The following is a 5,909-nucleotide window of genomic DNA, read 5'->3' as shown; positions in this document are numbered from 1 at the left end:
AATTTTTACTTTAGGGGTTTTAATTCTGGAGGAGATGAGAAAGCTATTGAAAAAATGTGGAATAACGGTAAAAACAAGCTTCTTGGTTTAATTAACACCTTAATATACCAGCTAGAGATTTCTGAAGGTTATCGAGGTGGAAATATGCTGATTCAGAATAATGATCAAGATAAAACAAAAGTCTTTATTGTTCATGGTCATGATGATGGCGCTAAAAATGAAGTAGCAAGGTTTATTGAAAAGATTGGTTTTGAAGCCAAGATTCTTCATGAACAAGTAGACTCTGGCGATACCATCATAGAAAAGTTAGAAAAACATACAGATGTAGGTTTTGCTATTGTTCTTTATACCGAATGTGACATTGGCGGAGTTATTAAATCTAAGCCAGAAGAACTGAAACCACGAGCAAGGCAAAACGTAATTTTTGAACATGGACTCTTAATTGGTAAGATTGGTCGAGCAAACGTAGTGGCACTTGTGAAAGGTGATGTTGAAATTCCAAATGATATATCAGGCGTGGTCTATAAATCTATGGATACAGGTGGATCTTGGAAATATAGCATTGCTAGAGAAATGAAAAACTCTGGCTACGATGTTGATATGAATAAAATTGACTAATTGGAAGTGACAATGACAGACCAGACAGTTCAGCAAGGCATCTACCGCCATTATAAAGGCAGCTTGTATCAAGTGTTGCATACCGCACAGCATTCAGAAACTGAAGAGTCGCTAGTGGTTTATCGCTGCCTGTATGGTGAATACGGCGTGTGGGTTCGTCCATTAGCCATGTTTGCTGAAACGGTTACAATAGAAGGCAAGCAAGTGCCACGCTTTGAATTGATTAAAGACTTAGCTGACTAGCATTAGTTTTTTAGATAACGTGAATGGCTCAATAAACAAATAAAAAAGCGACTTTTAAAGTCGCTTTTTTATTTCTATTAAAATCTAGCTAGCCAAAAAACGCTTTAACACATTATAAAAAGCCACAGGCGCATCCATCGGCACCGCATGACCAGATTTTGGTAATACGGTTGCAGTGGCGTTGGGCAGTAACTCAAGCAACTGCTGTTGCCGCTTTGGATCATACAACTGCGAGCGTCCACCAATCAATAAAGTGGTTGGCGTCGCTACCGTTGGCAACACATCACGATAATCGTAGGGCAGCGCAACATAAGCCGAAAGACAGCGCAATTTGTGCTGCCAAGTTGCGTGTTTCATCAATGAGATTTTGTGCGGTGCTCGATAGCTCAAGGTTTTCGTCAATACTTGTGAAGGCTTGGTACTGACAGAGAGCAGTGAAAATGAGCGCTCTATATCCAACAAACCTGCTTTTAATCGATAGGGTAGATGACGAAAATCATCAACGTGCATATATGGCTCAGCGTGAGAAATTAACCGCGTAAACTGAGCAAATAATTCTGTCTGACGTGTGCCAAAGACGCCGCCATCTTGCCAGTCGGGCTGATTATGAATAAGAGGCGCTTGGTCAATATTCAGATAGCGACTGACACTGTCATGACCAAAACGCTTAAAGTATGCCCACATGACCAATGCACCCATTGATATCGCAGCAATAGGCAATGCGTCTACGGTTGTTTGTTGACGAATATGCTGTACTACTTGCTGAGTGTCTTCTGCATATTGTTCAATAAAGTCAAACGTTGGTAATGCCAAATCACTGGCTAAGCCAAAACCACGAAAATGCGGCAAATAAAAGCAATAATTTTGGGTCAGCGATAATATAAACGGCAGAAACTGCCGCGCGTCCATACCAAAAGCATGCAATAGCAGCACGGGCTGACCTTTACCAATCACAGACATCGGTATCAGTGTACCGTCAGTCGCCGTCACATGAGTAGTTTGCAATTGATATTGCTCAGGTATTTTGAATGCCATTTTAAATGTCGCTTTGAACATGTGGGATTTATATGGATTTGACTATACTACTGCCAAAGTTTGGCATAGTGGGCATCACTAATGTTAGCAATATCTAATGCTGATAGCATCTCACGTAGGGCAGTCCAACGTTCAGCATCTGGTTGAATAGGCGCTATCAAGCGCTTCAAAGTGTCGTTGATAATGTCATCCATCAATACAGATGGTGTCTCACCTGTATAGGCGTAATAAATCGTGCGTGCTTGTTCGGGATTGTCGATACACAACTGCGCCATTGCTGTACTGACAGCTACAAACTGTGTCAACGCTTCTGACTTTTCTTCCCAAATACTGTGGGTGGTCATTAGCTCCAATGCTGAAAAATTGGGATATGGTGATAAATGCTGATCAATAAAGGTATAGTCAAGCCCTGCATGATTGGCCTCAATACCTTCAAAGTTATAAAAGCATAACCATGCGCCATCAAATTCGCCTGCTTCATCACCCTTTTGCAGGTTTTCTAAATGTTGAAAGTCAGTCTCTACAAAACTAACATTAGCAGCGTCTAACACGAAACCATTTTTCTTGGCATAACGACTTAAAATCTCAAAGCCAATTTTATTGGTAATAGGGTTGGCTGCAGGCGTTGTAATACGAATCGGTTGGTTTTGATGCAATTTATCAAGACTGCTTTGTTTGATAAGTACGCCACCGTCTGTCACAAAAAAACAGCCCAACGCTTTTAAGTCTTCAAAATAGTGCTCGAATAGGTGAATCGGTTCGTTCACGTGTAAATCAATATTGCCTGCTTCTAATTCTGCAAAGCCATCGTAATGTTCAGTTGGCTCTACCATATTAATATCAAGCCCTGCATCCAGATAAGCACCAGTATGAATGCCCGCAATAAAAGGTAGGTGATCTGGATTTAAAAACCATTCTAGCGTCAGAGTGAGTGCAGTGTTTGGCATAACATATCCTTATATCATTAACAGAAGTAAGTCACAGGTAGGTCACATTAAAAGTGACAGCGTTGACCATAGCATAAAATAACGGTAAAAATGGCTGAAAAAAATCAGGCCGCAATACAGTATCAAAATAAGATATTGCATGGCGGCCTGATGGTAGTGATGTTAACTATTAATATTGACTAGCCATTGTTTTTTGCAATGGTTAAGCCATTATAGGTCTGCGCAACTGGCATCACTTCTAAGCGGTTCACGTTGATATGTGCAGGCGACTCAATCAACCATAATAAAATATCGCCAACATCGTCACCAGTCATGGTTTTGAAGCCGTCATAAACCTTGGCAGCTTTGTCGTCATCACCGTGGTAGCGCACGTTTGAAAACTCAGTGCCCGCGACGTTACCTGGCTCAAGATTGGTCACGCGTACTTGCGTGCCAAGTAAGTCAGCTCGCAAGTTTAGACTGAACTGTTTTACAAATGCTTTAGTTGCACCATAGACGTTGCCACCAAAGTACGGCCAGCTACCAGCAATCGAACCGACATTAATGATATAGCCGCTATCGCGAGCGACCATCGCTGGCAAGACAGCATGGGTCAGCGCCATCAACCCTTTGATATTGGTATCGGTCATGCGCATCCAGTCATCTAGATTGGACTCTTGTGCTGGCCCAGCGCCCAGCGCCAATCCTGCATTGTTCACCAAGACATCGATTTGCTTAAAATCATCAGGCAAATCAGCAATGATTTGTGGAATAGAAGCTGTATCGCTGACATCCATGACCACAGGTAAAAATGTCTCGCCCAATTCTGTGGCCAAAGCTTGTAACTTATCAAGGCGTCTAGCACAGCCAATCACGCGATGGCCTTTTGCCACCAAACGTTCAGCCAATGCTTTACCAAAACCTGCGCTCGCGCCTGTAATCAATACGTTCATGTTATATCCTTATCATTGATACTGTATGCTTTTGTCATGACTATCTAAGATAACCGAATGCCTTGCTAAGATGACCGAATACCTTAGTTTAAAGGTTACTGATTTAGTTGCTTACCAAATATCTTATCACCAGCATCACCAAGACCTGGAATGATATAGCCGTGCTCATCCAAATGGCTATCCAATGCGGCAGTATAAATAGTCACATCAGGATGTGCTTCATTGACCACACGTACGCCTTCAGGCGCAGCCACTAATACGAGTGCTTTAATATTAGTACAGCCGTTTTTCTTCAGCATATCAATAGTCGCAACCATAGAGCCGCCTGTTGCTAGCATCGGATCGATGATAAGTGCTGGGCGTTTGTCCATATGGCTGACGAATTTTTCAAAGAATGGTACAGGCTGTAAGGTTTCTTCGTCACGTTGCAAGCCCACAACAGAGATTTTTGCAGTAGGAATCAAGTCGAGCACCCCGTCCAACATGCCAATACCTGCACGTAAAATTGGTACAATCGTTGCTGTCTTACCGATGATTTGCTCACCAGTGATTTCGCCACACCATCCTGCCATTGGGAATGTTTCAATTTCGAAGTCACGGCTTGCTTCATATGCCATCAAGCGCGCAAGCTCTTTGGTCAATGTACGGAACTTATAAGTACTACAATCTTTTTCACGCATAAGGCTAAGCTTATGACGGACTAGTGGATGATCGATTACCGTAATTTTTAAACCGCTATTTAGGTCGCTCATAGAATCTCTCTTGATTTTGGGGCTGATGCTTGCGCAGTCACTGCGGTTGCTATTAGTATAAAAGATACAAACACTTACTTCACTTTAACCGTATTTTTGGCACACAAATAGTAAGCTTAATATATTACTAGTAAAGCCAACTGAATACATTCAATGCTTATATAAGGGTCTTAACCTTAATTAATTTACAGTGCTTTTATTCATAACCTACATTTAGGGTCACAATAATTAGATCCAAAGCAATTGAAGCCATCATGATTCAAGCAACTATAATGAAAGCCACAATTATTCGAATCAAACACTGCATCATTCTATATATTTAAGCCATTGACCTCTTAAGCGGACTATATTTCACTATCTCAGCACTATAATAAGTGAAGTAAGGCTTAGGCCTGCTATGATACCAAAAAAACCGCTTTTCTGATGAAGAATCTTATGACTACATACCCATTTCATGCACATAAAAATACTAATAAGACCGATAGCAACTCAACATTATCCGAAACACACGTCGCCGAAATAGAAACACATCCATTTCCGCCTGTGTTGCCGCCCAATGCCACTGTTATGATGATGGGAACGTTTCCACCGACTAGCGATAAATGGGCAATGAATTTCCATTATCCCAATTTTTATAATGATATGTGGCGTATCTATGGTCGCGTATTTTTTGATGATGCAGATTATTTCAGAGTAGGGGATGACAAATGCTTTGATCCTGAACGTATTCGCGCCTTTATGTTTGACCGGGGTATCGCTTCTTGTCCGACGGTAAAGCAAGCCATTCGTGAGACGGGTAATGCGTCTGACAAGAACTTAACGGTAGTAACGCCTGTTGATTTAGATGATATCTTGCTACAAGTGCCAAAAGTTAAAACGTTGTTTACCACAGGTGGCAAAGCGACAGAGGTATTACTCAATTTATTAAGCGAGCCACCTACTAAGTCCAAGTATCCTAAGACCAATCAAAGTATGGATTATCCTTACGAATGGCAAAGCGCAGATAGCAAAGCTGATGTGAACAATCTAACCTTACATAGGCTACCCTCGACTTCACGGGCATATCCTTTATCACTAGATAAAAAAGTTGCTGCTTATAAAGCGTTTTTTGAAAAAATGGGTAAGTTATAAACAGTTATATAGAAGAGAGTGATATAGCAGTATTGTTATATTAGGGAGATTTCAATCATATATCATTGCTAAAGTAGAAGTGCTTTTCTAAAGAAGTAAGAAATCATAAGAGTTTCAACAGCAGTATCTAAAGTTTTAAGTAGCTAAATTTATCTCAACCCATTGAAAATAATCAGTTATTAAATATGCTGTCAAATTAGTTAAAAAACCTTTAGCAAAGCAGTTGACACGGTGTGAGAACTCTATATAAT

Annotated in this window: 7 protein-coding genes; 3 read left to right on the top strand and 4 right to left on the bottom strand. The window is 40.9% G+C overall.

The genetic code is table 11. From position 1 onward, the window contains the following. On the top strand, positions 1-618 hold a 618-nt coding region (locus tag ACZW67_RS14040; RefSeq protein WP_465183768.1), incomplete at its 5' end, for a TIR domain-containing protein. A 12-nt stretch (positions 619-630) separates the two neighbouring features. After that, on the top strand, positions 631-861 hold the full coding sequence (locus tag ACZW67_RS14035; RefSeq protein ID WP_465183767.1) for a DUF1653 domain-containing protein: 231 nt from the start codon (positions 631-633) through the stop codon (positions 859-861). Between the two features lie 84 nt (positions 862-945). Here the strand turns inward: ACZW67_RS14035 and ACZW67_RS14030 are convergent, their stop codons facing one another. From ACZW67_RS14030 to upp, 4 genes are all read right to left on the bottom strand, one after another. Continuing rightward, entirely contained in the window at positions 946-1,896 is a 951-nt protein-coding gene (locus tag ACZW67_RS14030; protein ID WP_465183766.1) for an alpha/beta fold hydrolase, read from the bottom strand. A gap of 47 nt (positions 1,897-1,943) precedes the next feature. Then, positions 1,944-2,843: an ABC transporter substrate-binding protein gene (locus ACZW67_RS14025; RefSeq protein WP_465183765.1), complete on the bottom strand. Its 900-nt coding sequence runs from the start codon at positions 2,841-2,843 to the stop codon at positions 1,944-1,946. A 179-nt stretch (positions 2,844-3,022) separates the two neighbouring features. Next, the gene (locus tag ACZW67_RS14020; RefSeq protein ID WP_465183764.1) at positions 3,023-3,775 is read right to left on the bottom strand and encodes an SDR family NAD(P)-dependent oxidoreductase; all 753 of its coding nucleotides are present in this window, start codon (positions 3,773-3,775) and stop codon (positions 3,023-3,025) included. A 95-nt stretch (positions 3,776-3,870) separates the two neighbouring features. Then, positions 3,871-4,527, bottom strand: a complete 657-nt coding sequence (upp, locus tag ACZW67_RS14015) for a uracil phosphoribosyltransferase (protein WP_110923541.1) — start codon at positions 4,525-4,527, stop codon at positions 3,871-3,873. A 435-nt stretch (positions 4,528-4,962) separates the two neighbouring features. Here upp and ACZW67_RS14010 point away from each other — a divergent pair, with 435 nt between their 5' ends. Beyond that, positions 4,963-5,658 (top strand): DNA glycosylase, encoded by a 696-nt coding sequence (locus ACZW67_RS14010; RefSeq protein ID WP_465183763.1) that lies wholly within the window; start codon positions 4,963-4,965, stop codon positions 5,656-5,658. The last annotated feature ends 251 nt before the right edge of the window (positions 5,659-5,909 follow it).

It is taken from the genome of Psychrobacter sp. TPE 89C, assembly GCF_055522395.1.
The sequence above is the reverse complement of the archived record's forward strand: the minus strand, read 5'-3'. Positions and strand labels throughout refer to the sequence as shown.